Source organism: Erythrobacter sp. W36 (assembly GCF_057364935.1).
In genome coordinates, this window is sequence record NZ_CP200281.1 from 746,006 (window position 1) to 771,423 (window position 25,418).

Annotated in this window: 24 protein-coding genes and 2 pseudogenes; 17 read left to right on the top strand and 9 right to left on the bottom strand. The window is 57.9% G+C overall.

Annotation, left to right across the window (positions count from 1 at the left end; genetic code table 11):
* Nucleotides 1–76: 76 nt before the first annotated feature.
* Genes AC0V6U_RS03670 through AC0V6U_RS03680 form a run of 3 tightly spaced genes read left to right on the top strand, consistent with a single transcriptional unit; the run spans nt 77 to nt 2,296 of the window.
* Nucleotides 77–1,297 carry a type III PLP-dependent enzyme gene (locus AC0V6U_RS03670; protein ID WP_472644860.1) on the top strand — a complete coding sequence of 407 codons (1,221 nt, stop codon included), beginning with the start codon at nt 77–79 and terminating at the stop codon, nt 1,295–1,297.
* Between the two features lie 47 nt (nt 1,298–1,344).
* On the top strand, nt 1,345–2,082 hold the full coding sequence (locus AC0V6U_RS03675) for a carbon-nitrogen hydrolase family protein (RefSeq protein ID WP_472644861.1): 738 nt from the start codon (nt 1,345–1,347) through the stop codon (nt 2,080–2,082).
* A gap of 52 nt (nt 2,083–2,134) precedes the next feature.
* Nucleotides 2,135–2,296 (top strand): hypothetical protein, encoded by a 162-nt coding sequence (locus tag AC0V6U_RS03680; RefSeq protein WP_472644862.1) that lies wholly within the window; start codon nt 2,135–2,137, stop codon nt 2,294–2,296.
* Here AC0V6U_RS03680 and AC0V6U_RS03685 read toward each other — a convergent pair.
* The 5 genes from AC0V6U_RS03685 to murI form a co-directional block, all read right to left on the bottom strand.
* Nucleotides 2,293–2,988 (bottom strand): nitroreductase, encoded by a 696-nt coding sequence (locus AC0V6U_RS03685; protein ID WP_472644863.1) that lies wholly within the window; start codon nt 2,986–2,988, stop codon nt 2,293–2,295. The genes AC0V6U_RS03680 and AC0V6U_RS03685 overlap by 4 nt on opposite strands.
* Nucleotides 2,989–3,075: 87 nt before the next feature.
* Nucleotides 3,076–3,492 (bottom strand): hypothetical protein, encoded by a 417-nt coding sequence (locus AC0V6U_RS03690; protein ID WP_472644864.1) that lies wholly within the window; start codon nt 3,490–3,492, stop codon nt 3,076–3,078.
* Entirely contained in the window at nt 3,492–4,076 is a 585-nt protein-coding gene (locus tag AC0V6U_RS03695) for a PIN domain-containing protein (protein WP_472644865.1), read from the bottom strand. The genes AC0V6U_RS03690 and AC0V6U_RS03695 overlap by 1 nt, the downstream gene beginning before the upstream one ends.
* The gene (gene hemA, locus AC0V6U_RS03700; protein WP_472644866.1) at nt 4,076–5,296 is read right to left on the bottom strand and encodes a 5-aminolevulinate synthase; all 1,221 of its coding nucleotides are present in this window, start codon (nt 5,294–5,296) and stop codon (nt 4,076–4,078) included. Before hemA ends, AC0V6U_RS03695 begins: the two co-directional genes overlap by 1 nt.
* Before the next feature lie 113 nt (nt 5,297–5,409).
* Nucleotides 5,410–6,246, bottom strand: coding sequence for a glutamate racemase (murI, locus tag AC0V6U_RS03705; RefSeq protein ID WP_486169535.1), 837 nt, complete (start codon nt 6,244–6,246; stop codon nt 5,410–5,412).
* 87 nt (nt 6,247–6,333) lie between these two features.
* Between murI and plsY the strand changes: the two are divergent.
* The 7 genes and pseudogenes from plsY to AC0V6U_RS03740 all read left to right on the top strand — a co-directional run bounded on the left by plsY (nt 6,334) and on the right by AC0V6U_RS03740 (nt 12,941).
* Nucleotides 6,334–6,952: pseudogene (plsY, locus tag AC0V6U_RS03710) on the top strand (glycerol-3-phosphate 1-O-acyltransferase PlsY).
* Nucleotides 6,949–8,094, top strand: coding sequence for a DNA-processing protein DprA (dprA, locus tag AC0V6U_RS03715; protein WP_472644868.1), 1,146 nt, complete (start codon nt 6,949–6,951; stop codon nt 8,092–8,094). The pseudogene plsY and the gene dprA overlap by 4 nt, the downstream one beginning before the upstream one ends.
* Before the next feature lie 7 nt (nt 8,095–8,101).
* Nucleotides 8,102–8,794 (top strand): hypothetical protein, encoded by a 693-nt coding sequence (locus AC0V6U_RS03720; protein WP_472644869.1) that lies wholly within the window; start codon nt 8,102–8,104, stop codon nt 8,792–8,794.
* Nucleotides 8,795–8,884: 90 nt separating this feature from the next.
* Complete coding sequence (gene topA / locus AC0V6U_RS03725; RefSeq protein ID WP_472644870.1) at nt 8,885–11,446, top strand: type I DNA topoisomerase; 2,562 nt, start codon at nt 8,885–8,887, stop codon at nt 11,444–11,446.
* A gap of 267 nt (nt 11,447–11,713) precedes the next feature.
* Nucleotides 11,714–12,043 carry a hypothetical protein gene (locus AC0V6U_RS03730; RefSeq protein ID WP_472644871.1) on the top strand — a complete coding sequence of 110 codons (330 nt, stop codon included), beginning with the start codon at nt 11,714–11,716 and terminating at the stop codon, nt 12,041–12,043.
* Between the two features lie 56 nt (nt 12,044–12,099).
* Nucleotides 12,100–12,693, top strand: coding sequence for a response regulator (locus AC0V6U_RS03735; protein WP_472644872.1), 594 nt, complete (start codon nt 12,100–12,102; stop codon nt 12,691–12,693).
* Between the two features lie 65 nt (nt 12,694–12,758).
* On the top strand, nt 12,759–12,941 hold the full coding sequence (locus tag AC0V6U_RS03740; RefSeq protein WP_472644873.1) for a hypothetical protein: 183 nt from the start codon (nt 12,759–12,761) through the stop codon (nt 12,939–12,941).
* 11 nt (nt 12,942–12,952) lie between these two features.
* Here AC0V6U_RS03740 and AC0V6U_RS03745 read toward each other — a convergent pair whose 3' ends face one another.
* The 4 genes from AC0V6U_RS03745 to lepB are packed head-to-tail and all read right to left on the bottom strand — an operon-like array spanning nt 12,953 to nt 16,133.
* Entirely contained in the window at nt 12,953–13,597 is a 645-nt protein-coding gene (locus AC0V6U_RS03745) for a DUF2971 domain-containing protein (RefSeq protein ID WP_472644874.1), read from the bottom strand.
* Nucleotides 13,594–14,502 (bottom strand): GTPase Era, encoded by a 909-nt coding sequence (era, locus tag AC0V6U_RS03750; RefSeq protein ID WP_472644875.1) that lies wholly within the window; start codon nt 14,500–14,502, stop codon nt 13,594–13,596. The genes AC0V6U_RS03745 and era overlap by 4 nt, the downstream gene beginning before the upstream one ends.
* 36 nt (nt 14,503–14,538) lie before the next feature.
* Complete coding sequence (gene rnc, locus AC0V6U_RS03755; protein ID WP_472644876.1) at nt 14,539–15,249, bottom strand: ribonuclease III; 711 nt, start codon at nt 15,247–15,249, stop codon at nt 14,539–14,541.
* Nucleotides 15,246–16,133 carry a signal peptidase I gene (gene lepB / locus AC0V6U_RS03760; protein WP_472644877.1) on the bottom strand — a complete coding sequence of 296 codons (888 nt, stop codon included), beginning with the start codon at nt 16,131–16,133 and terminating at the stop codon, nt 15,246–15,248. The genes rnc and lepB overlap by 4 nt, the downstream gene beginning before the upstream one ends.
* Nucleotides 16,134–16,183: 50 nt before the next feature.
* Here lepB and pgi point away from each other — a divergent pair, with 50 nt between their 5' ends.
* The 7 genes and pseudogenes from pgi (at nt 16,184) to AC0V6U_RS03795 (ending at nt 25,316) form a co-directional block, all read left to right on the top strand.
* Nucleotides 16,184–17,728 (top strand): glucose-6-phosphate isomerase, encoded by a 1,545-nt coding sequence (gene pgi, locus AC0V6U_RS03765; RefSeq protein WP_472644878.1) that lies wholly within the window; start codon nt 16,184–16,186, stop codon nt 17,726–17,728.
* Between the two features lie 608 nt (nt 17,729–18,336).
* Nucleotides 18,337–19,849, top strand: a pseudogene (locus tag AC0V6U_RS03770) (DEAD/DEAH box helicase).
* 109 nt (nt 19,850–19,958) lie between these two features.
* Complete coding sequence (gene gor, locus AC0V6U_RS03775) at nt 19,959–21,305, top strand: glutathione-disulfide reductase (protein WP_472644879.1); 1,347 nt, start codon at nt 19,959–19,961, stop codon at nt 21,303–21,305.
* Nucleotides 21,306–21,352: 47 nt separating this feature from the next.
* Nucleotides 21,353–22,075 carry an SDR family oxidoreductase gene (locus AC0V6U_RS03780; RefSeq protein ID WP_472644880.1) on the top strand — a complete coding sequence of 241 codons (723 nt, stop codon included), beginning with the start codon at nt 21,353–21,355 and terminating at the stop codon, nt 22,073–22,075.
* Between the two features lie 70 nt (nt 22,076–22,145).
* On the top strand, nt 22,146–23,678 hold the full coding sequence (locus tag AC0V6U_RS03785; protein ID WP_472644881.1) for an acyl-CoA carboxylase subunit beta: 1,533 nt from the start codon (nt 22,146–22,148) through the stop codon (nt 23,676–23,678).
* Between the two features lie 309 nt (nt 23,679–23,987).
* Nucleotides 23,988–24,428: a VOC family protein gene (locus AC0V6U_RS03790; RefSeq protein ID WP_472644883.1), complete on the top strand. Its 441-nt coding sequence runs from the start codon at nt 23,988–23,990 to the stop codon at nt 24,426–24,428.
* Nucleotides 24,429–24,542: 114 nt separating this feature from the next.
* On the top strand, nt 24,543–25,316 hold the full coding sequence (locus tag AC0V6U_RS03795; RefSeq protein ID WP_472644884.1) for an enoyl-CoA hydratase-related protein: 774 nt from the start codon (nt 24,543–24,545) through the stop codon (nt 25,314–25,316).
* The last annotated feature ends 102 nt before the right edge of the window (nt 25,317–25,418 follow it).

A 25,418-nucleotide genomic window follows, 5' to 3' on the forward strand; every position in this document is an offset into this window, starting at 1 on the left:
AGACCGTAAGGCAGCCTTGTTCAGAACCTGGGTTAGGCCCTTGGCTTGATCCGCATCCTTCTGGGGGTCCCTTGAGTTGCACAGCTATCCTGATGAGATTTTTTCCGATGCAGCGGCGGTAGTCGGCGCGATTGCGCCTGACGAACCGATCATTCTGAACCGCCCGCATGCGGCCCTTCGCGCAGCTCGATTCTTCACAGAGAAGTTTCCGGGCAAGACGCTCTATGCCGTGAAAGCCAATCCCGCGCCGTCGCTCTTGCGTGTGCTGTGGGAGGCGAACGTGACGCATTACGACGTCGCATCCATTGCCGAGGTGCGTCTGGTCCGTGCAGAGCTGCCCGAGGCGGAGCTGTGCTTCATGCACCCGATTAAGACCCGCCGCGCAATTGCAGAGGCCTATCACACGCATAAAGTGCGCACCTTTAGCCTCGACACGGCCGAAGAGCTGCACAAGATCGTTGAGGCCTGCCGCAACCCAGAGACAGGCGCTGTCGCCGATGACCTGCGCCTGTGCGTGCGCTTGCGCGTGTCGAGCGAGTATTCTGAGCTGAGCCTGGCGAGCAAGTTTGGCTGCGATCTGCTCGAGGCTCCGGCCTTGCTTCAGGAAGCGCGGCAGCATTGCGACTGGCTGGGTGTGTGTTTCCACGTCGGCAGCCAGGCGATGACCCCGTTTGCTTTTGTCCAGGCGCTGGATCGCACCCGCGCTGCGATTGCCGATGCCAGCGTGGTGATCGATATGATCGATGTCGGCGGAGGTTTTCCCAGCATCTATCCGGGCATGGAGCCGCCTCCTTTGGAGGATTACTTCGCGCTGATTTCGCAGCATTTCGAAGCGCTGCCGATTGCCTATAATGCTGAGCTCTGGTGCGAGCCGGGCAGGGCGCTGGCGGCGGAGTATTCCTCGCTTGTGGTGCAGGTCGATAAGCGCCGGGGCGAAGAGCTGTTCATCAATGATGGCGCATATGGCGCGCTGTATGATGCGGCGCATGTTGACTGGCGCTTCCCCGTAAAGGCGCTGGCCGACAATTTGCGCGATCCAGAGGTCGATTTCGCCTTTTACGGGCCGACCTGCGACGATGCTGACTATATGCAGGGGCCGTTCCCGCTGCCGGGAGATATCCAAGCCTACGATTATATCGAGATCGGCATGATCGGCGCATATGGCGCGGCGATGAAAACCGGCTTTAACGGCTTTGGCAATGCGGAGGAATTCACCGTCGCCGACGAGCCAATGCTAAGCCTGTTCCGCGGCGACAGGCAGCGACCCGAAAGCGATAATGTGGTGAGCTTGCGTTAGGCTAAAACGCTTGCTTGTTTGCTTGGCTTCGCATTACCGATTGCGCCATGACAATAGCTACTATCGCCGCGCTTCAGATCGGCTCCGAACCTGCTGGTAAGGCGGCAAGCCTTGAGAAAGTCCTGTCCCGCGAAACCGAGATTAAAGGGGCTGGGCTTGATCTGCTCGTGATGCCCGAGGCGCTTCTTGGCGGGTATCCGAAAGGAAGCGATTTTGGCACTCGGCTCGGCTATCGCTTGCCCGAGGGCCGAGAAGATTTTGCCCGATATTATGAAAATGCAATTGACCTAGATGGTCCCGAGGTCGCGGAGCTTGAGGCTCTTTCGCAGAGAACCGGGGCGACATTGGTGCTCGGCGTAATCGAACGCGGCGGCAACACGCTCTACTGCACTGCCATATTTATCATTCCGGAAGACGGTTTGGTCGCCAAGCATCGCAAATTGATGCCGACGGGCAGCGAACGCCTGATTTGGGGACTGGGCGACGGGTCGACCTTGCCTGTGATCGAAACGCGCTTTGGCACGCTAGGCGCGGCGATATGCTGGGAAAACCACATGCCGCTGTTCCGAGCAGCGATGTACGCAAAAGGCGTCGACATATGGTGCGCGCCGACGGTTGATCACCGCGATGTCTGGCGCAGCTCTATGCGCCATATCGCCCATGAAGGCCGCTGCTTCGTGGTGAGCTCATGCCAGTATCAACCCAGTCCCAAGGCTCTGGGCGCAAAGGTCGATGGCTGGGACGATACGCGCGATTTGATCGCAGGCGGCAGTTTGATCGCCTAGCCCGCTAGGCGATGTGCTTGCCGGGCCGCATCAGGCCGGTGAAGGCCTCATCATGCATGAGATTGACACGGCAGAGTTGGTAAAGGCGCGCTACGACTTTGATGTGGTCGGCCATTACTCGCGGCCAGACATCTTCGATTTAACCGTTGATGAGACGCCGCGGCCCGGAGTGCGGTTCACTTGTTCGGCCGCAGCATCCGTGGACGAAGACTAATCCTCAAACCCCACGAACGTCGCCGCATCTGAAACCTTGCGGCGGGTGATTTTCACTGGGTTTGCGGGAAAGTCGGGGTCGGGCCAGCCTAGTGCGACTGCCTTCATGATTACCTGATCGTCCGGAATGCTGGCATGTTCGCGCACGACGGGTGATTGCATGATCCCTTGGCTGTTGATCACGCAGCCAAGGCCCCGGCTCCATGCCGCATTGACCAGCGCGGTGGTAACAGCGCCGCAATCGAACACGGTGTCATCAGCGTCGGACAGCTCTTTGTCGTAGGTGACGATCACGCAAACGGGCGCATCGAATTGGCGGAAACCGCGCAGCACCCAGTCTTGCCGTTTTTCCTTGTCCTCGCGGCCGATGCCCATCGCTTCAAACAGTTGGATCGCGCAGCCGACCTGCCGGTCGCGGTGGACGCCTTCGAATGCGTGGCCTTTACGAAATTCGCGGCTGTCCGGCTCTCCGGCAAGAATGCGCTCCGTGTTGCCTTTGCGGATCCGATCAAGCGGCTCGCCAGTGATTACGTGAAAATGATAGGGCTGGGTGTTCATGGAAGAGGGCGAGCGCATAGCCATCTTCAACACTTCTTCGATCAGCTCCTGCGGGACCGGCTTATCAAGATAGCCACGGATAGAGCGGCGGCTGAGAACGACTTCGTCATACTTCTGATCTGGATTGCCGAACACGTGTTTTTCTCCTGATGGTTCAGGCGAGTGCTAGCGCAGGTTTACGGCAACGCAAAGGACGCTACGGCGCGGTGCAATCGTGAGCAACTAGAATGGCATATCTTCATATCCCGTCGAAAGAGAAGGAGGGAAGTAGGAGTCGAGCTCTTCCATTCGTTCTTCAGAAATTTTCGTAGCAAAGTTTGCTACGACGGCTCGATAAAATGAACGGACATCATCGTCTGTTCCAATCCAAGCGATTTGAGAATTTTCGACGCCAGCGGTCAGGATGCGATCAGCATCACTCCAAGAGAGCGACCCAATCATTGGTGAAAGTTTGGAAATGTATGAATGGGTAAGAGCGAAATTTCCGGTTTCGACAAGCTGATCAATCGCTTCAGCTTTCTCAATGTCAATCGCCAGCTTTACGCCAGGGAATCTGTCGTTGAGAAACGGCCGCAATTCCTCCGAAAGTGCGAGTATTCCTCCATTTGTTTCGGTCCATTCCGCCGCCAATACGGGCATTACTTGATCGGCAGAGAGGTCAGATGCAAAATCGCCATCCTTTGAGATGATGTGAATATCTGTATCTTTGCCAACTTGGGACAATAGGGCTTCCCAGCTAATTTGATCTCCAAGCGAGATCGATTTACCCGGCGGGTTTCCAATTGCCCTTCTTTTTGCGCCGCCTCAAAGATATCATCTGTTGTTTCCAGAATTTCGGCTGCAGCGGCGATCTCATCGAACAGTTTGTCTGCTGCAAGTTTGCGATCTTTTGCATCTGCTTTGACAGATTGGATCATTTGATCCTTCGCTTTCTCCAGCTTCTCGAGGGCCGCATGATACTCGGCAGCATCAGGGTAATCCGCCATGCATCGTGGTAATCCCGGCGGCTTTCCCTTAGAAGTGAAATCCTTGATTGCAAGCGCAAGTTTGCCCTCGCGATTGCGATCATACTCTTGGATTACCTGCCTAGGCAGATAGAGCTTCAGCTTGTTGGTTTCGATCAACTTCGAAACAATTCTTAGCTGCTCGATATCGTCCTTTGTGTAGTGGTGAAACGCAAGAAATATGTTCGTGTCAATGAAAACACTAATTGGGTCAGCCATTAAGCCGCCTGCTTCAATTCCAGCTCCAACCGGTCCCAGATCTCAACCAAGGCTTCGGTCAGCTCGTCCATCATTTCGGCCGTGTGCATCGGGCCGGGAGTAAAGCGCAGGCGCTCTGTCCCGCGCGGCACGGTGGGGAAATTGATCGGCTGAACGTAGACGCCGTATTCGGCTAGCAGGACGTCGCTGATCTTCTTGGCGCGAACAGGGTCGCCAACCATCAGCGGGACGATATGTGTGACGCTGTCCATGACTGGCAGGCCCGCATCGCGCATCTTTTGCTTAAGCAGTTCAGCATTGGCTTGCTGCGCGTCGCGCTCTTCACTGGAGCTCTTAAGGTGCTTCACTGAGGCGAGCACGCCTGCGACCAGCACTGGCGAGAGCGAAGTGGTGAAGATGAAACCTGGGGCGTAGCTGCGGATACAGTCAATCACGCGCGTGTCAGCAGCGATATAGCCGCCCATCACACCAAATGCCTTGCCCAAAGTGCCTTCGATAATGTCGATCCGATGCGCGGCCTTATCACGCTCTGAAATGCCGCCGCCGCGCTCGCCATACATGCCAACAGCATGTACTTCGTCGATGTAGGTGAGGGCGTTGTATTTCTCGGCAAGGTCGCAAATCTCGTGGATCGGGGCGATATCGCCGTCCATCGAATAGACGCTTTCAAAAGCGATCACTTTGGGTGTGTCGTGATCCTCCGCGGCTAGCATCTCTTCCAAATGCGCCATGTCATTGTGGCGGAACACTCGCTTCTCACAGCCGGAATTGCGGATGCCTGCAATCATGCTGGCATGGTTCAGCGCGTCGGAAAAGATCACACAGCCGGGCAGCAATTTGCCAAGCGTGGAAAGTGTCGCATCGTTGGAGACATAGCCGCTGGTAAAGGTCAGCGCGCCTTCTTTGCCATGGAGGTCTGCAAGCTCTCGCTCCAGCTCGACATGGAAGTGGGTGTTGCCGCCGATATTGCGAGTGCCGCCAGAGCCTGCGCCCACATCGTGCAGCGCATCTTCCATAGCGGTGATGACTTTTTCATGCTGGCCCATCGCCAGATAATCATTGGAGCACCAGACCGTGATCGGCTTTGGCCCATTGTGGCCGTGGAAGCAGCGAGCGTTGGGATATGCGCCCTTGTTGCGCATGATGTCGATGAACACGCGGTAGCGACCTTCCTCATGAAGGCGGTCGATCGCTTTATCGAAGACGTTTCCGTAATTCACGCGTTGTGCTCTTCGTTTCGCCCGACTGAATCGGACTGTCAGTGGGCGCGATTTAGGCAGTAGAGCGGACCAATTCCAGCGCTATCTTTGCGAACGGTTTGCATGTGCCCTGCTTAAAATCGATCAATCTGATCGATTTCATAAGTCGCGAGGGTGTCTTTCAGTTCCTGAAGAGTGCTGATATCGCCCGTAGTGACTGCGCGATTGGGGCCATTTCGGGCAAAATCCTGGCCGTCCAGCAAGTGCGCGATCCGCCTTGCGATGCCTCCTGCTCCGTCGAGGAAACGGATGTCAGGTGGCATTCCCAAATCATTCACCGCGACATCCATCAACTCCTCTTCGAGCAGTGGGAAGTGCGTGCAGCCGAGCACAATCCGGTCGAGCTTCATCTCGTGATCGTGTTCGCTCAGCCCTTCGAGGGCCGCTTTCAGCACCGCGCGGTTTACCGGCCCTCCGCGCAGTTTGCTTTCGGCCTCATCCACAAGGTCTGGCGCGGCAAAGCGTAGTAATTTGCCCTGTTTGACAAACTCCGCCTCCAGCCGGTCGACATAGGGTTGGCGCACGGTCCCCTGCGTGCCGAGCATTCCGATGACGCCTGTTTTGCTGGTGAGCGCTGCTGGTTTGATCGCTGGGACGGTTCCGACAACTGGAATTTCCAGCACATCGCGAACCATATCGAGCGCAATCGTGCTAGCGGTGTTGCAGGCGATACAGGCGAGGCGCGGTTGGTAGCGCTCGCTCATACGGCCAAGTAGCCCGGCGACCCGCGCCGCTACCTCAGCTTCGGTCTTCTTGCCGTATGGCAGGCCAGCATAGTCGGCCGCCAGAATGATCGGTGCACCGGGCAAAGCGCGGCGCACCGCGTCATAAATTGTCAGCCCGCCAACGCCGGTGTCGAGCAGGAGGATCGGGGCGTCAGAACTGGTGATCGGATTGGACCTTGTTGCTATAGCTTGTCGAACAGCCGCCTTTTACTTAGGCCTTGCGAAAAGGGAAGCGGCGGGCGACTTAAGCTCGTGAAAAGGGGCATTACGACCATGGAACCATTGCTAGCCGCCTTGTTGGGATACGCCTTTGGCTCGGTCCCGTTTGGCCTGCTGCTGACCAAAGCGGCGGGCATGGGCGATGTGCGCGATATCGGCAGCGGCAATATCGGCGCAACCAATGTCCTGCGCACCGGGAACAAGTGGCTTGCGGCGGGTACTTTGCTGCTCGATTTCCTCAAGGGATTTGTGCCCGTTTTCATCATTGGCTTCATCGCGTTTTACGATGACATCGGGATTCAGAAAAACATCAACGACCAGGTCAAGACCTTTGCTGCCGCATGGCGCTGTGCTCGGTCATTGCTTCCCGGTGTGGCTTAAATTTAAAGGCGGCAAAGGTGTCGCAACAAATGCCGGTGTCGCGTTTGGTTTGGCATGGCCCATCGGGTTAGCCTACGCTGCCATTTGGATCAGCACATTGGGCATTTTCCGCATATCATCTCTCGCCGGGATGAGCGCGGTGGTCGCTGCGGCTGCGGCGGCCCCGCTGTTTGGTTATCCGCAGTTCTTTCCAGTGCTGGCGGCGATTGCGGGCCTGATCATTTATCTCCACCGCGAGAACATTGGGCGGCTTGCAAAGGGTGAGGAGCCCAAGATCGGCAGCTCAAAATGAGTGCGTCTGAAGGCGGCGAAAAAGGGCTGACCCAGCTTGAGGCGTTTGCCCGTATTCGCTTACTCAGATCGCCCAATATCGGCCCGGTGAGCTATCGCCAGCTGCTCGCGCGGTTCGGCAATGCGGTTGCAGCGATTGAGGTTCTGCCAGAGCTGGGCGGCCGAGGAAAGCGCAGCTATCGCCCGGCGCCGCGCGACAAAATTGAGCGAGAGATCGAGGGGATCCAGCGGGCAGGCGCGAGCTATCTGTTCCATGATCAGCCCGACTTTCCGCCTCTGCTTGCAGAGATAGAAAGCGCGCCGCCAATCATCACTTATCGCGGAGACGTGCGGTTGGCGTCGAAACCCTGTGTGGCGATGGTCGGAGCGCGCAATTCGTCGGCTGCAGCGGTGAAGCTCGCTCGGCAATTTGGGCGTGATTTAGCGGAGCGGGGCTACTCCGTGGTGTCAGGCCTGGCGCGCGGGATCGATGGCGCGAGCCACGAAGGCGCTCTGTCCGCGAGTGCTGGCGCGACCATCGGCGTGATCGCCAGCGGGATTGATATTGCTTATCCGCCGCAGCACTCTGAGTTGCAGGAGCAGATTGCGCGTGAAGGCTTGCTAATCGCGGAGCAACCACCCGCCACTCAGCCGCGCGGGAGCCATTTTCCCAGCCGCAATCGTATCATCGCCGGGCTTGCTGCGGGTACTCTGGTTGTGGAGGCTGCACCAAAATCCGGCTCGCTCATCACCGCAAGGTTGGCGGGAGAGGCAGGGCGCGAAGTGATGGCGATCCCCGGTTCGCCGCTCGACACGCGAAGTCTAGGTTGCAACCAGTTGATCCGCGATGGAGCGGTCTTGGTTCAGTCGCCTGAAGAAGTGACCGAGCTGCTCGAAAGCTTCGAGGGGACGCCGCGCTCCCGATTTAATGTGGTGGCCGAAGGGCGCGAGGATTATGATTTTTCAGAGCTTGATGGCACGGACGTCAGCCTAGAGGACACAGGTGCGATAACCGCACTTCTATCGACCGCGCCTGTCACCGTGGATGAGCTGGTGCGGCAGTCAGGCGCGCCAATGGCTTTGGTGCAGATGGCGTTGTTAGAATTGGAAATCACCGGCGAACTTGAGCGGCATTCGGGCGGCCGAGTGAGTTTGGCGGGTTAGGGGAATAATGGAACTTTCAAGCGAGGCATTTGAAGGCGCAAAGCAGGTTTGGAGCGAGGCGATCCGGCTGCTCCGGGCCGCCTGGCCTGAGGCGCTTGCCTATCTTGGCGTGACAGTGACGGTATGGTCGCTGATTGACCTGCAAGTGCTTGCCGACGGTCTGATGGTACCAGCAATGATCGTCGATTTTGTACTGGCCTATCTTTTGACAATGGGCCTGCTCACAAAGGGTGGGCTTGCGCCGGGCGGCCTCAAAGGAAACTTTGGCGGATATTTCTTGGTTTCACTCATTAGTGGGCTGGCGATATCGTTCGGTTTTGTCTTGCTCATTATCCCGGGAGTCATTTTGCTCGTTCGGTGGCTCCCGATGTACGGGCTTGTTTTGGCCGATGGTGAGATGGGCACAGAGGCTCTGAGCAAATCGTGGGAGGCGACTACAGCGAAGTTCTGGCCTCTATTGCTCGCGGTGTTGGCACCCATGACTTTGTTAGCCGTCCCAGTCTTCACGCTGCTCTACTATGATTTTTCAGTCATCTTCCTCGAGGAATTTTCTGAAGGCTATGTTGAAACCCCGGTGTTCCACCTCGTGATGACGACGATTTTCTCCAGCCTCGGTTCGCTCACAGTCACCGCGATAGGCATCGCCAGCTACTCGCTGCTGCATGATAGCGCGGCTTCACTCAACGAAGTTTTCGAGTAATTGACCACTTGACGGAATTAATTGCGCGGCCCCACCCTCGCGCGTACGTGCACACGTGAAGGCACCGTTTAGGAACTAGACAGAACCACCATGCAGCTTGTTATCGTTGAATCGTCGGCCAAGGCGAAGACTATCGAGAAGTATCTCGGCAAAGACTTCAAGGTCTTGGCGAGCTATGGCCACGTCCGCGATTTGCCGCCCAAAGATGGCAGCGTGCGGCCCGATGAAGACTTCGCGATGGATTGGGAGCTGTACCGAGACAAGCAAAAGCGCTTCAAAGAAATCGCTGATGCGGCAAAGGGCGCAAGCCGCCTTGTCCTCGCGACCGACCCTGACCGGGAAGGGGAGGCGATCAGCTGGCACGTCCAGGAACTGCTGAAGAAGCGTAAGGCGCTGCCGACCAAGGTCGACCGGGTTACTTTCAACGCGATCACCAAATCTGCCATCACGACCGCAATGAAGTCACCGCGAGAGCTCGATACCGATTTGATTGATGCCTATCTCGCGCGCCGGGCGCTGGACTATCTGTTTGGCTTCACTCTGTCGCCGGTTCTGTGGCGCAAGCTACCTGGGGCGAAGTCTGCTGGCCGGGTGCAATCGGTTGCTTTGCGGCTTGTGGTCGACCGGGAGCGCGAGATCGAAGCGTTCAATCCAGTCGAATATTGGTCTGTTCTGGCCAAGATGGAGCATGATGGCACCGCATTCGATGCGCGCCTCGTCAAGTTTGATGGCAAGAAGCTGGGCAAGCACGACCTTGGTAATGAAGGTTCAGCTATGGCCGCTAAGGCAGCGGTTGAGGCCGGGCGCTTCACTGTCGAAGAGATTGAGACCAAGCCGCTCAAGCGCAACCCATCGCCGCCGTTCACAACCTCTACGCTGCAGCAAGAGGCCTCGCGTAAGCTAGGCTTCTCAGCCAGCCACACCATGCGGTGCGCGCAATCGCTCTATGAGGCGGGCGCAATCACTTACATGCGGACCGACGGTGTGCAGATGGACGGCAGCGCGATTGCCGCCGCTCGCGATGCAATCGATGAGCGCTTTGACAGCTCTTACAAGCCAGAAAAACCGCGCTTTTACAGCACTAAAGCGAAGAATGCTCAGGAAGCACACGAAGCGATCCGGCCAACCAATTTCACCAAAGATAAGGCTGGCTCTGGTGATGAGGCGAAGCTTTATTCGCTGATCTTCAAGCGCGCCATGGCGAGCCAAATGTCAGCGGCTCAATTGGAACGCACGACCATCACTCTACGCGATGCGACGGGCCAGCATGAGCTGCGCGCGACCGGCCAGGTCGTCAAATTCCCTGGCTTCTTTGCAGTCTATCAAGAAGGCTTCGATGATAAGTCTGAAGATGACGAAGAAGGCTTGTTGCCGTCGATGTCGAAGGGCGATGTTCCGGCCAAGAAGGGTGTTGAGGCCAACCAGCACTTCACCCAGCCGCCGCCGCGCTTCTCCGAAGCGTCGTTGGTGAAGCGTTTGGAAGAACTCGGCATTGGCCGCCCTTCCACCTATGCTTCAACAATCCAGACGATCCGTGACCGCGATTATGTCAGAATGGAAAAAAATCGTTTTCATGCAGAGGATTCGGGTCGTCTTCTAACAGCATTTCTAGAGCGGTTCTTCCCCACCTATGTGGCGTATGACTTCACCGCTGGCATGGAAGACGAACTCGACACTGTCTCTGATGGCGGCGAGGACTACAAAGAGCTGCTCGCCAAGTTCTGGAAGGACTTCAAACCCAAAACCGAAGAGGTGATGGAGAAGCTTCCCTCAGAGGTGACCGAGGCGCTTGATGAGTATCTCTCAGATTATCTATTCCCGCCGACCGAGGACGGTGAAGATCCCCGCCGGTGCCCGCTGTGCGCGACCGAGGGGCGCGAAAACGGCAAGCTAAACCTGCGCGGCGGACGCTTTGGTGCGTTCATCGCCTGCGTGAATTACCCCGAATGCAAGTTTACCCGCCGCTTTGCGCAGCCCGGCAGCGATGGCGACGATGGCAGCGCTGATGGCGTTATGGGGCAGCACCCGGAAACGGGTGAAGACATCCACCGCAAGACCGGGCGCTTCGGCCCCTATGTCGAGATGGAGCACGAAGAGAAGAAGAAGCGCGCCTCCATTCCAAAGGATCTCGATGATTTTGACCTGGAATGGGCGATCAAACTGCTCGATTTGCCGCGGATCATCGGTGCGCACCCGGAGACCGGCAAGGAAATCGAGGCCGCGATCGGGCGCTACGGCCCTTACCTGCGTCACGATGGTAAGTATGCGAAGCTTACCAGTACGGTGGATGTGTTCGAAACCGGCATGAATGCGGCGGTGACGCTGCTGGCTGAGGCTGCCAATCGCAAGGGCGGCGGGCGGCAAAAGGCTGAACCGATCAAGACCCTGGGCGAGCACCCGACCAGCGGCGGCGAGATCAAGGTGATGCCCGGACGCTATGGCCCATATGTCACCGATGGAAACGTCAACGCGACGATACCCAAGGACGTGAAGCCGGAGGACATCGAAGCTGCGCAGGCGATTGAGCTGATCGATGCGCGTGCGGCCAAAGCGCCTGCGAAGAAGAAACGCAAGAAGGCCGCTCCAAAGAAGAAGACGGCGGCCAAGAAGAAGGCTCCTGCTAAGAAAGCGGCAAAGGCTGACGCAAAGTAGGGAAGGGAGCGTCCCAGCGGCGCTCCAATTTATCGCCGATTCTGGCAAGAAGCAGGCCGGTTCCATGCGAGCCTTGGCGCGACGCTGCGTTCAATTGGTAAACAACGAATAAGGTAAATCCCTGTTTAAACACGTATTCCCACTGATGCGGCGGGAAAATTGTGGTTTACGACCTCTTGTTTGCAAATCGTCAAGTATTGTCCCGTATCAGAGTCTCGACGGCCGAGGTGCGAGCGCGCACAGGCCAACAGTTAGAGGCCGAACCACGTGATCGAAATCGAAGTTCAAAACGAGACGCATCAATCTCAGGAGCGCATGCGCTTTGCCGCTGTGCCGCGTATTGGTGAGGGGCTGCGCCTGCGCGAGCCCGACGGGATCTGGGCCAGCTATGATGTGCTGGACGTGTGGTATCAAAAGGCTGAATTTGGCGACGTCTGGATGCCATATCTGCACGTTTGCATGACACCGGGCGAAGGCGATAACGCCGATGAAACCGCCGGTGATCAGCTCGCTGCGCCAGCTGTCGCTTCGATGGAGGCGCAATTCCAAGGCGCCGTCTCAGCGCAAGACGGGGAGCTTGAGCCATTCAAAATCTAATCAAACGCACCACCGGCCCGAAGTCACCTTCGGGCGAGGCACGGCTTAAACGCTCAATGGAAGGCAAGACGCTGGCTGAAAAGCTCGCCGAAGCCAAAGGCGCCCCTGTGTCCGAAGACGATGTGGTAGAACCCAAGGTTGAAGCCGAAGCGCCCGCCGAGGCGAGCGAAGCAGCTCCAGCACCAGCACCAGAGGCTCCTGCAGCGCAGGACGCCGGCGATACCGCTGCGATTGTTCGCGCCGCCAAGGCGCAGCGCGAAGGCGGCGCACCTCAGCAGGTTGCGACCAAGACGTGTCTGATCGTTGATGACAGCCGCGTGATCCGCAAGGTTTCCAGCAAGATTGCGAAAAGCCTTGGCTATTCGCCGATTGAAGCGGAGAACGGCGAAGAAGCTCTCGCTCGCTGCAAGAAATCGATGCCGCAATTGGTCCTTACCGATTGGGAAATGCCGGAAATGGATGGCCTAGAGTTTGTGACCAAGCTTCGCGCGATCCCGACCCCGCATGCGCCGACGATCGTGTTTTGCACGTCCAAAGGCGATGTTGCCGACATTCACGAAGGCATCAATGCGGGCGCGGATGACTACATCGTCAAGCCTTTCGACGAGCCAAGCCTTCGCGCCAAGCTCGAACAGCTCGCTGCCAAATAAGCGCTGAAATTCAATCCTCCGCTCGGGCCCTCGCTATTGCGGGCGCATGCGGCTAGTCAGCTGCTATGGGCAAAGAACGATTTGAACGGCACAAGCAACCCTGGAACGCTGAAGAGGCGGGCTTACTGAAACTGCTTGCGTCCAAGGGGCAGGGCTTAAAGCAGATTGCAAAGGCCCTGAACCGCAGCGAAGATTCAACCAAGAGCTTTGCAAAGCAGCAGAAGATTAAAATCGCTAAAAAACGTTAGATTTTAGCGTTTTACCGAGCGGTCAAATCTCGCCCCGCATCTTTCCACGCCTTGCTATTTGTCAGGCTGCTGGCGCGCAGGGAAATCTTTGCGTCAGGCACGATTTCCTTGATAATGCTGCGCAAATTGTCGCTGAGGCTTGGCGGCATCCAAGGACTGAAGGTAATGCTGCTGATCCAGGGTAGGTCAATCGGCAGATCGGTGTATTCCCGCACATCCTCGCATTCGGCGATAATGCGCCACTCGCGCTCGTCGGAATAGCCTTCGCGTTTGGCAAAAGGCAGTGTTTCGATGCCAGATGATGCCTGGTCTTTGAGCGCCTGGACGCTCATGTAGTTCACCGCTCCTGCGCGAAACCCTTCTTGTTTTTCAACGGCTTGCTCCAGGGGCTCGCGGTGAAATTCAATTGCGATCCCATCCATGCCTTGGGTGAACACCCGCCAGTGATGATAGGTCTCTTTCGCCATGGTGCAGCACAGCGCGAGCACAGATTGCGATGCTATCTGAGAGCGATAGAGGTCCATGAAATAGGCGTCATTCGCATCGTCCCACTTCGACGGACTGAGCAGGACCAGTTTCTCTTGCCTCAAGGTTTGCAGCGCGCTCGACAGTGTCGTGTAGCGCTTCACAAACTTCCTGAGGGGCCGCGTGCTCATTTGACCCAGTCGAGCCCCATTTCTTCAAACACTTCTTTGTCCTCGGACCAGCCTTCTGAGACCTTCACATGCAGGAATAGATGGACCTTTACGCCGAGGATTTCCGCGAGTTCTTTGCGTGCGGCCTCGCCAATGGCTTTGATCCGCTGGCCGCCTTTGCCAAGCACGATGGGCTTCTGACTGTCGCGAGCGATCACGATTTGTTGGCGCACCTCAACCGAGCCGTCTTTGCGGACCTCGTAGCTTTCCGGCCGAACAGCTGCGTCATAGGGCAGCTCTTCATGCAGCTGCAGATACAGCTGTTCACGCGTGATTTCTGCAGCGAGCAAACGCTCTGATGCGTCTGAAACTTGGTCTTCCGGGTAGTGCCATGGCCCCTCTGGCATCATCTCGGCGAGCTTTGACTTGAGTTCATCCACGCCTTCGCCATTCAAAGCGGAAATGAAATAGATCTCTGCAAACTCAACGAGTTCGCCCAATTCCTGTGCGAGCGCCAGCAGAGGTTCTTTCTTCGCGCGGTCAACCTTATTGAGGACCAGGATCTTGCGTTCAGGACGTTTTGCCAGCGCCTCCAACAGCGGCATCAGCTCGTGCCGACGCTGTTTGATCGGATCCACAATCAGCAGCACCGCATCGGCGGCCTCTGCGCCTTCCCACGCGGCGCTGACCATTGCGCGGTCCAGCCTGCGGCGCGGTTCAAAAATACCGGGCGTATCGACTAGGATCATCTGTGTGTTTTCATCCCCGTCCTGATGCAAGGCGATGCCGAGCATCCGGGCGCGGGTGGTTTGCGCCTTGGACGATGTGATCGCGACCTTTTGGCCGACCAATTGATTGACCAATGTGGATTTGCCCGCGTTGGGCGCGCCAATCACGGCGACGGCGCCGCATTTCTGCTTAGTCATTGGACTGCTTCCTCGCCGCGATATCTGTACCAATGCTCATCCGAAGCGCTCCATAAATGCTTTTGCGGCCTGCTTTTCGGCCTCTGATTTGCTTGCCGCGATTGCTTCTGCCTCGCCAACCTTGTGAACGCTGACTTTGACGGTGAAGCGCGCGGCGTGGTCTGGCCCGCTGCGGTCTATCACCTGGTATTCTGGCGTGCGGTGACGGTTGCCAGCGGCCCATTCTTGCAAGGCGGATTTGGGATGCTTTGCCTCGCCCGCCTTTCCGGTGAGCTCATCGGCCCATGCGCGGTAGATGAAATCGCGAGCGGTCTCGAACCCATGCTCGATAAAGCACGCGCCGATCATCGCCTCCATCACATCGCCGAGGATATTGTCGCTGTCTGAGCCGCCATCATCGCGCGCCTGTTTGCCTAGGCGCAAATGGTCGGGCAGGCCGATGACGCGGGCGATGCGGGCGCAGGTTGCGCCGCTGACCAAGGCGTTCAAGCGCTGCGACAGCTTGCCTTCCGGTGCATCGCCATCGCGGTAAAGCCAGTCGGCCACCGATAGGCCAAGCACCCGGTCGCCGAGAAATTCGAGCCGTTGATAATCCTTGGGCGTCGGAGCGCCATTGGGCAGATTGCCTTGAACGCTGCCATGGGTGAGCGCCTCCAGCCATGCGGCCTCCTTGCCCACGTTCAGGCCAAGCTTGCTCAGCCACTCGGTTGTTTCAGGGCCAAGATGATCAAGGGGAGGGGCGCTCATAGCGTTTGGCCCAAACGGTTCCAGCGCGCCGCGCTGAACCATGTCCAGGGTTTGATCCAATCCGATCCGCCATCAGTCGACCACATTAGGATTGTCGCGCGGCCGACCAGATTGTCTTGCGGGACCAGCCCGACACCGCCGCCAGCGCTAGCGGGAAAGCGGCTGTCTTGTGAATTGTCGCGGTTGTCGCCCATCACGAACATCCGGCCTTCGGGCACGATGACCGCATCCATATTATCCGCCCCTGTGGGGCCAAAGTCGAGCACCTCATAGCTGACACCATTGGGCAGGGTCTCGCGAAAGCGCGGATAGGCGCAGATATCCTGGCCATTCGTGTCAGTGCGCAGTTCCGCACCCCAAGCGCAGCTGGTGTTGCCCGATACGGGAATGATAAAATCGTCGATCCGCACCTTGGGCACAGTCTCACCGTTGAGGACGACTTGCCCGTCGACCATGGCGACACTGTCACCGGGCAGCGCAATCACGCGCTTGATGTAATCGGTGCCATCAATCGGATGTTTGAAGATCGCGACATCGCCTGGCTCCGGCGCACTTGCGAGCACGCGGCCCGGCACAATCGGTGCGCCAAACGGCATGGAGTTGTCAGAATAGCCGTATGGCCATTTTGCCGCGAGCAAATAGTCGCCATTCCACAAATGCGGCAGCATGCTCTCAGACGGTATCGAGAAGGGCGAGAACACAAGGCTGCGAAAAACCAGGACCACAAAGATCAGTTTGAACAGGAAAAACGCAAAGCTCCCCAGGCTCTCCGGCTGTTCCTCTGCGTGCGCTTTGGGGGCCGCAACATTGCCGGCATCGTCGCTGGCCGCCGCGCATACGTCACCAGAGCTGGGCGCAGCATCAGTTTGGGTCTTAACATTCATCGCGTGCGTCCCTAGTCGCGAGTGGCCTATCACGCCAAGGATATTTGCCCATGACTGATCCGATTTCCACCACTTGGAACGCTATTTGCGCTCTGCCGCAACCTAAACTGAGTGAATTGTTCGCCGCTGACCCTGATCGTTTGGAGAAGCTGAGCCAGCGATTGGAGGCGTCATTTGGTGAGCTGGGCGATCTTGGCATCCGGTTTGATTGGTCAAAGACGCATCTGGATGATGCGATCCTTGATCAGCTTGAAGCTTTGGCTGAGGCGATGGACTTCGACGCTCAGCGCGAGGCGTTGTTTGGCGGCGGAATCGTCAACCCGACCGAGGGCCGCGCGGCAACTCACGGTGCAATGCGCGGCAGCGGAACCGAGGCAGATGTCGAGGAGGCACAGGCTCTGACCACGCGCATGGGCATGCTGGTTGAGGCGATACATCAAGATTCTCTGGGAGAGGTCAACCATCTGATCCATATCGGAATTGGCGGCTCAGCCTTGGGCCCTGATCTGGCGGTCGATGCGTTGGCCCGCGACCTCAGCCTGGTGGACGTTCACGTCGTCTCGAACATTGATGGCCTCGCTTTGGAGCAGGCCTTTGCCGCGTGCGATCCGGCGACCACTCTGATCGCGATTGCATCGAAAACCTTCACCACAATCGAAACCATGACCAATGCGGCGAGCGCGCTGAAATGGCTCGGCGACAATGGCGTGGATGACCCGAGCGGCCGTGTGATCGCGCTCACCGCCAATCCAGAAGGCGCGGTGGAATGGGGCGTTGATGAAACGCGCATCCTGCCATTTCCAGAGAGCGTCGGCGGGCGCTATTCACTGTGGTCGAGCATAGGTTTTCCGGTCGCGCTGGCGGTCGGCATGGACGATTTTCAGGCGATGCTCGCCGGAGCGCAGGCGATCGACACGCATTTCCGCGAGGCTCAGGGTAGGGCAAACCTACCTCTGCTCGCCGCCTTTTCTGACCAATATTACACCCGCGCCAGAGGGTGCCAGACCCGCGCGGTTTTCGCCTATGACGAGCGGCTAGACCTGCTGCCCGACTATTTGCAGCAGCTTGAGATGGAATCGAACGGCAAGAGCGTGACGGCCAAGGGTGAACCTGTGGATCGCCCAACCGCCGCCGTGACTTGGGGCGGCGTGGGCACGGATGCGCAGCACGCGGTGTTCCAATTGCTGCACCAGGGCACACATCTGATCCCGGTCGATTTCATCGCCAGCATCGCGCCCGGCGACGAGCTAGATCCGGCACATCACAAGAGCTTGCTGATCAATTGCTTCGCGCAAGGTGCCGCTCTGATGGCGGGGGGCAATATGTCCGCCGACGGCAAAGACCCTGCGCGCGCCTTCCCCGGGGACCGGCCCAGCGCGATGATCCTGGTCGATGATCTGGACGCCGCAGCGCTCGGCGCGTTGATCGCGTTTCACGAGCATCGCACTTTCACCAACGCTGTCTTGATGGGGATCAACCCTTTTGATCAGTTTGGGGTCGAGCTGGGCAAGAAAATGGCCAAGGACATTGATGCAGGCGAGGGCGACTTCGACGCGAGTACTAAGGCGCTGATGGAAGCGGCTGGGATGGGGTGAGTTTTGCTCAACAGTCTTCTCAAATCACTTCCGTATAAAGTGCATACCAATCGCGAGTTAGGCCTCATGCTTGCGGGACGGAAGCCTCTCGCAAATTTTGCTCATGCGAAGGGACGGTTCCCGCCAGTCCTAGAGCGATATTTAAGGCTCTTTGACCGGCAAGTGCAGATGGCCGCGTTAGTCCGACGGGACCACGTCGAGCCACCGGAAGGTTGGCGTGAGTATGAACTGCACCGAATTATGTATGCAGTGCCTGGAGAAGAGTGGCGTTTTGACGCGTTCCTAGATTTGATCCAGTCGCCAAAGTGGGGCCCTGAAGAGGAGAGACGGGAAGGAGAGCTGCTCGGCTACGAGGATTGGATGAACGACCATTGGTTGGAACTGAAGTACGGCAACGCTGTGCTATAAAGTTGACTTCTCAGCGCTTCTCCCCCAAATGCTGCACTAGCGAAGCGCGCGCGCCAGCGTGAAGCGGCGATTGAACTAAGCAATCCGCCCCGGCCGCGCCTCGGTTTATTTCACAGACTTCCCTTTTCACGCGGGCGGTTATTACCCCCGCGCCGCGCGAGCTGAGTCTCTGCGCGCCGCAAATATATTGCGAATTATCAATGACAAATCCATCTGAGCAGACGGTCCAATTTGAGGACCTTAACCTGTCACAGCCTATTCTTCAGGCATTGGACCTGAAGGGCTACACCACGCCAACCCCGATCCAGGCGCAGGCGATCCCGCCCGTGTTGGAAGGCCGCGACCTGCTGGGTATCGCGCAAACGGGCACCGGTAAAACGGCGGCATTCATGCTGCCCAGCATCGACCGGCTGCGCGAGAGCGACAACCAAATCCCATTCAAATCCTGCCGCATGTTGGTGCTCGCGCCGACCCGCGAGCTGGCCGGGCAAATCGCTCAGAGCGCCAAGGATTATGGCGCGATGGCGGGCATGAAAGTCCACTCAATCGTCGGCGGCACCAGCGTCAACAAAGACCGGAACAAGCTGCATCGCGGCACCGATATCCTAGTCGCGACGCCTGGCCGCTTGCTCGATCTGATTGATCAAAAGGCGTTCAACCTTTCCGGCGTCGAAATCCTGGTTCTCGATGAAGCGGATCAGATGCTCGACCTCGGCTTTATCCACGCTCTGCGCCGGATCAGCCAATTGGTGCCGAAAGACCGCCAGACCCTGTTTTTCTCCGCCACCATGCCGAAGCAGATTAAGGAACTGGTGAAGGGCTATTGCCACAATCCGGTGCAGGTCTCTGTAACTCCGGAATCGAGTACGGCGGAGCGGATCGATCAGTACCTCTTCATGGTGCAGCAGAATGAGAAGCAATCGCTGATCGAAATGGTTCTGTCTGGCCGTCATGAAGTGCCTGGCAAGATCGAGCGTGTGCTGGTCTTCACCCGTACAAAGCACGGCGCAGACCGCGTCGTGAAGAAGCTTGCCCAAGCCGGCATTGGCGCGAATGCGATCCATGGCAACAAATCACAGCCTCAGCGGGAGCGGGCGCTCAGCGAATTCAAACGCGCCAAAACGCCAGTTCTGGTTGCTACCGATGTGGCCGCGCGCGGGATCGATATTCCGGGCGTCAGCCACGTCATCAACTACGAACTGCCCAATGTGCCAGAGCAATATGTCCACCGCATCGGGCGCACCGCGCGCGCCGGTAAGGATGGGGTTGCAATCGCATTTTGCGCCGAGGACGAGCGCGCATATCTCAAAGACATTACCCGCGTGACCGATGCCGAATTTGAACGGCTCGACCTGCCGGAAAACTTCCGCGCCGTTGTAGAAGGCGTTGGCCCGACCAAACCTGCGCCGCGCGGTCAAAACCGTGTTGCGAAGAAAAAGGTTCGTCCAAAACCTTTCGGTGGTCAACGCTCCGGCGGCGGCAAGCCGCAGGGTGATGGCGCTGGCGGCGGCGATGGCTAGGCCTCAAGCCAAGCCCAAGCAAAAGCATGGCGCACGCAAAGGCCGTCCAAACCGCAGTGGCGGCGGCGGTGGCGGAGGCCGTCCGAGTGGCAACGGAGGCGGCGGTCGTCCAGGCGGCGGTGGTGGTCGTCCAGGTGGCGGTGGCCGTGGTCGCTCAGGCGGAGGCGGGCGCACTGGCGCTCGCACTTCGTAAGGGTAACCAAGCGGCGCTGTTGCGCGAATAGCTCTTCAAGTCGTCTGCGCGCTTGGCAAGACCCCGCTGGGTCGCCATATCGCGCGCAGCATAAAGGAGCATCGCCGCAATGGCCGAGTATGATTTCGATCTCTTCACTATCGGAGCAGGGTCCGGCGGCGTCCGCGCCAGCCGCATAGCCGCCGCCCACGGCGCGCGCGTTGCTGTGGCGGAGGAATACCGCGTCGGCGGCACCTGCGTCATACGCGGGTGCGTGCCGAAAAAGATGCTCGTTTACGGCGCGCATTTTGCCGAAGACCTTGAGGATGCGCAGCAATTTGGTTGGACCATCAAAGGCAAGAGCTTCGACTGGGTGAAGCTGCGCGATCATGTGCAGACCGATATCGACCGGCTTGAGGGCCTTTATGGCGAAACGCTGGGCAATCACGGGGTAGAAGTTTTCCGTGAGCGCGCAGAGATCACGGGCGATCACGAGATCACTCTGGCGAGCGGCAAGGTCGTTACCGCCAAATACATACTGATCGCCACCGGCGCGACGCCGCAGCGGCTCGAATTTCCGGGCGCAGAACATGCGATCACTTCCAACGAAGCGTTCCATCTCGATGAACTGCCGAAACGCGTGATGATCGCGGGTGGCGGTTATATCGCGAACGAATTTGCGGGCATCTTCAACGAGTTTGGCAGCAAGGTTTGCATCGTCAATCGCTCTGATCAATTGCTGCGCGGTTACGACGAAAGCCTGCGCGACCGCTTGCTCCAGATCAGCGTGATGAAGGGCATACAATTCCACTTCAACACCACTTTCAACGCGATCACCAAGAACGATGACGGCTCACTGCATGTTGAGCTGAACGGCGATGAAAATGTAGATGTCGACATGGTGATGTTCGCCACTGGACGGCGCCCGAATATCGATGGCCTTGGCCTGGAGACGGTCGGCGTTGAAACCGGCGACGGCGGCGCGATCAAAGTTGACGATTTCAGTCAGACTAATGTCGATTATATCTATGCCGTGGGCGATGTGACCGACCGCGTACAGCTGACGCCAGTGGCGATCCGCGAGGGCCATGCATTTGCCGACACAGTCTTTGGCGACAATCCGCGCACAGTCGACCATTCCTGCATCCCAAGCGCAGTCTTCAGCCACCCGCCGATTGCAGCGGTTGGCATGACGGAAGGCGAAGCGCGCAACAAGCTCGGCAATATCAAGGTGTTCCAATCCGACTTCCGCCCGATGAAAAACGTGGTGGCGGGCCGCAATGAGCGCGGGCTTTACAAGATGATCGTCAACGCAGGGACGGATCAGATCGTCGGCATCCATATGATCGGGCCGGAATCGCCAGAGATCATGCAGGCCGCCGCGATTGCGGTGAAGGCTGGGCTGACCAAGGCGGACTTTGACGACACGGTCGCGATCCACCCGACCATGGCTGAGGAACTTGTTCTCCTGAAGTAGAGGCGGGGAACTGGCGCTGCCGAAGTGGCCGCGCTAGGCTCCACCTTATGGACCTCAAGAACAAGACAATATTGCTCACTGGCGGCACCGCCGGGATTGGGCGCGAAATGGCGCGTCAGCTCAAAGCAAAGGGTGCACGTGCCGTGCTCACCGGACGCAATCCAGATCGGATCGCGGCGATGCAGGCGGAGGGCTTTGAGGTCATCTCAGCCGACCTTTCCAATGCCGCTGGTGTAGACGCGTTGCTGGCGGAATGGGGCGAGCGTGATCTCGATATCCTGATCAATAATGCCGGGCAGTTGGTGGACCATGATTTCCGCAAAACCCCTCCAGATCCAGACGCTGCGGATGATTGCATCTACGCCAATTTCAACGCGCCGATCCGCCTGATCGAAGGGCTCATGACGAAGCTAAGGTCCGCCTCTGAGGCGGCAATCGTCAACGTCACCTCCGGCCTTGCGATCGCGCTTACCGCGCGTCAGCCGATCTATTGCGCGACCAAATCTGGCCTGCGCTTCTACACCCTTGCCTTGCGCGAACAGCTCAAAGACACGCGCATCTCTGTTATCGAGGCATTACCGCCGGTGGTCGACACCCAAATGAACGACGGCAATCCGATGAAGAAAATGCCCGCCGAGGAATGCGCGCGGCAAATCATCGAAGCGATTGAGAAGGGGCGCAACGAGGCCAATATCGGCATGACAAAGGCTTTGCGCGCGATGGAATCGATTTCGCCCGTTATCGCCAAGCGGATAACTCTGCCCTTTTGACCGATTGACGCTGCTGCGCTCCTGCGGCAACGACCTCAGCATAACTTACAACAAATGCAGGGGCACCCAGATGTCTGCCAATATCGCTGAGATGGAACGCCGCAGAGACGCCGCCAAGATGGGCGGCGGGGAAAAGCGCATTGCCGCGCAGCACGCCAAGGGCAAATTGACCGCACGCGAGCGGCTCGACGTTCTGCTGGACGAGGGCAGTTTTGAAGAGCTCGACACCTACGTCGAGCATGACTGCGTTGATTTCGGCATGGCGGATCAGAAGATCCCAGGCGACGGCGTGGTCACCGGCAGCGGCACGATCAATGGCCGCTTGGTCTATGTTTACAGCCAGGATTTTACCGTCTTCGGGGGTAGCCTGTCGAAACGCCACGCAGAGAAAATCTGCAAGGTGATGGACAATGCGATGAAGGTTGGCGCGCCTGTCATTGGCCTCAACGATTCTGGCGGGGCCCGCATTCAAGAAGGCGTCGCCTCGCTCGGGGGATATGCAGACGTTTTCCAGAAGAACATTCTGGCGAGCGGCGTTGTGCCGCAGCTCTCGCTGATCATGGGTCCATGCGCGGGCGGCGCGGTGTATTCGCCAGCGATGACCGACTTCATCTTCATGGTGAAGGACAGCTCTTATATGTTCGTAACCGGGCCTGACGTGGTCAAAACGGTGACGAACGAGGAAGTGACACAGGAGGAATTGGGCGGCGCGGTGACGCACACGACCAAGACCAGCGTTGCTGACAATGCGTTTGAGAACGACATTGAGACCCTGCTCTCGACGCGCAAGTTCTTCGATTACTTGCCGCTTTCCAACCGCGAAGAAGCGCCCGAATATATCACCAGCGATCCGTGGGACCGTGAAGAGCCATCGCTCGATACGCTGATCCCCGACAACGCGAACCAGCCGTATGACATGCATGAGGTGATCGCGAAGACGCTGGACGAGGGCGATTTCTTCGAAATTCAGCCCGCCCATGCTGCCAATATCATTTGCGGGTTTGGCCGGGTCGAAGGGCGCACGGTCGGCGTGGTCGCGAACCAGCCAATGGTGCTCGCCGGTGTGCTCGATATCAATGCCTCGAAGAAGGCCGCGCGTTTTGTGCGGTTCTGCGACGCATTTGAAATTCCGATCCTGACTTTGGTCGACGTACCGGGCTTTCTACCGGGCACCGATCAGGAGCATAATGGAATCATCAAGCATGGCGCTAAGCTGCTGTTCGCTTATGGCGAGGCGACCGTTCCGAAGATCACCATTATCACTCGCAAGGCCTATGGCGGGGCGTATGACGTCATGGCGTCAAAGCATTTGCGCGGAGACCTCAATTACGCCTGGCCCACCGCTGAAATCGCTGTGATGGGCGCGAAAGGCGCGGTGGAGATTATCTTCCGCCAGGATCGCGGCGATGCGGAAAAGATCGCTGAGAAAACCAAGGAATATGAAGACCGCTTTGCGAACCCATTCGTGGCCGCATCGCGCGGCTATATCGATGAGGTGATCTACCCGCACTCAACCCGGCGCCGGGTCGCGCTGGGCCTGCGCAAGCTGAGGGGCAAGCAGCTCGAGAACCCGTGGAAGAAGCATGATAATATTCCGCTGTGAGTGAGAAAGGCGAAAAGGATAGGCAGTACGTTCTGTTTTTCGGCCTTGCGCTTTTCGTGAGTTTGCTAGCTGTTGCCGATCCATTTGGAATTGCCTCATCATCTCATCGTGCTTTTGGAGGCTTTTTTCTGGGGCCTGTATCGATAGGTTACGGAGCGTGGGGGCTATTAAGAGGCGAGTTTCCCGAGCTTTCACAGGCCGCAAGAGACGAAAATGCTCTCCAGTTTTGGTTATGCTTTCTCGCATTTGTATTGACGGGGTCAGTTATGTTGCTGTTGGCCATGAGAGCTTTCATGGAGCTATGAAGAAATGAAACTAGGCAGACTTAATCACGTCGGCGTTGCGACGCCGAGCATAGCGGACTCCATCGCGCATTACCGCGATGTTATGGGTGCGACCTCGATCTCGGATGAGATCATTCTGGAAGATCGCGGCCTTAAGGTCGTGTTTGTCGATACGCCGACCGACTCTGGCATGAATGGCACTCAAATCGAGTTGATCGAAGAGCTGAAACCCGGCGAGACCGCGATCAGCGCATTTCTGGCGAAAAATCCCTTGGGCGGACAGCATCATGTCTGTTTTGAGGTTGAGGATATCGACGAAGCGCGCGCGTGGTTTGAAGGGCAGGGTAAGCGCATTCTAGGCCCAACTATCCCGGGAGCGCACGGCACGCCTATCTTTTTCGTCCATCCCAAAGATATGCAGGGCATGCTTACCGAGATTATGGAAACGCCTAAGGCTGATCATTGATTTAACTCGTCATGCTGAACTTGTTTCAGCATCCATCGCCCGCACAACCTGATTTGTAGGCGCTGAAGATGGACCCTGAAACAAGTTCAGGGTGACGAGAATGAGGAGAGATAGATGACCTACGAAACAATCCGCGTGACCCGCGATGGCCCATTGCTGACGATCACTCTCAACCGGCCAGACCGGCTCAACGCGATGCCGCCGCAAATGGCGGATGAGATTTGCGACGTGTTCTACGATCTGGGCGATGCCCGCGCGGTGCTCATCACAGGTGAAGGCAAAGGTTTTTGCTCTGGTGCGGATTTGTCTGCGCGCTCAACCGGCGAAAAAGGCGGCAGCCACAAGGCGCTGCAAAATCACTACAATCCCGCGATCAGCCAAGTGCTGCGCGCGCCCGTGCCAGTGATCTGCGCGGTCAACGGGCCAGCGGCCGGGGTCGGCTGCTCGCTCGCTCTGGCAGCGGATTTTACCATCGCCAGCACATCCGCCTATTTCCTTCAGGCTTTCGTCAATATCGGCCTGGTTCCTGACGGCGGATCGACCTGGCTGCTTTCGCGCGCCATTGGCCGCGCCCGCGCGGCCCGCATGATGATGTTGGGCGAGAAAATCGGCGGTGAGCAGGCGGAAGAGTGGGGTCTGGTGTACAAAGCCGTGGAGCCAGATCAACTGATGGATGAAGCGCGCGCCTTGGCGGAAAAGCTAGCCAATGGCCCAACCCAGGCAATCCGGATGATCAAAGAGAACCTCAATTTGGCGCTTGATGGCACAGTCCAGCAGGTGTTTGTCCAAGAGGCCGAGGCTCAGCGCATTGCCGGTGCTAGTGACGATGCAAAAGAGGGCGGCATGGCTTTCCTCGAAAAACGCAAGGCCGAGTTTAAGGGGGCGTAATACCTTCAAAGCACTCGCCCAGAGCTTGTCGAAGGGCTGCATTTCCCTCTAAATCTGTGCAACAGAAAAAGCAGGGCTTCGACGGGCTCAGCCCGAACGGAT